Below are 955 nucleotides of genomic sequence, written 5' to 3'. Positions count from 1 at the left end.
CAATAAATCTGTATTTTGTGGAGGTAATTATGGAGAAAACAGAACTGAAAAAGCTGGTATTTGAGCAGATTGATCAGAACAAGGATCAGTACATCAAATACCTGGAGTCTCTCAGCCGCATCCCGGCTTTCATCTATGAGACTACTCACGCTCAGGAGCTGGTCAAGACCACCATGAGCGATATGGGTCTGGAGCTGGATGTCTTCCCCTGTACCGTGGATGACGCCAAGGATCTGGACGATTTCCACGCCTTCCCCCGCAACTACGAGTTTGCTCCCAACGTGGAAAACGTCGTCGGCGTCAAGAAGGGCAGCAAGGGCGGCAAGTCCCTGATGCTCATTGCCCACGTGGATACGGAGGCTCCCAACAAGCTCACCCCCGACACCTCCGTCACCATCAAGGACGGCAAGATGAGTGGTCTGGGCGTTGCCGACTCCAAGGCCGGCGTCGCCATGATGCTTCTGGGCGCTGAGGCAGTTCTGAAGAATCAGCCTGAGCTGGCTGGCGATCTTACCCTGCTGAGCAGCATCGGCAAGCGGGGCGCCATCGGTACCCTTACCGCCATGCAGCGGGGCTACTCCGCCGATTTGGGCGTTTACCTCCATCCCGCCGAGACCGGCCACGGCTTCCATGAGATCAAGAATTACTCCATGGGCATGCTGGACTTCCACATCCAGGTCCAGGGCAAGAGCGGCAAGCTCTTTGATGAGCTGGATTACAGCGAAGTCAACGCCATCGACCAGGGCATGAAGGTTGTCGCCGCCCTGCGCAAGTGGGACAGCGCCCGCCAGAGCAAGCACCGCCTGGCTGCCAACGGCCTGGAGCCCCAGTCCTACACCAAGATTGACCTGTTCACCGCCCAGAGCAGCGACTTCTATATGTGCGACGCTCTGTGCTTCGACATCACCGGCCGTGTGAACTTCGGCTATGACGAGACCGTCCAGTCCGTCTTTGA

At 57.3% G+C, this 955-nt stretch carries 1 protein-coding gene; it reads left to right on the top strand.

What is annotated here, in order from left to right:
- Positions 1-29: 29 nt before the first annotated feature.
- Positions 30-955: M20/M25/M40 family metallo-hydrolase (locus tag DWX58_RS15035; protein WP_147382285.1), on the top strand; the 926-nt coding region annotated here is incomplete at its 3' end.

This window comes from Pseudoflavonifractor sp. AF19-9AC, assembly GCF_003478995.1.
Classification (GTDB): Bacteria; Bacillota; Clostridia; order Oscillospirales; family Oscillospiraceae; genus Lawsonibacter.
The sequence above is the reverse complement of the archived record's forward strand: the minus strand, read 5'-3'. Positions and strand labels throughout refer to the sequence as shown.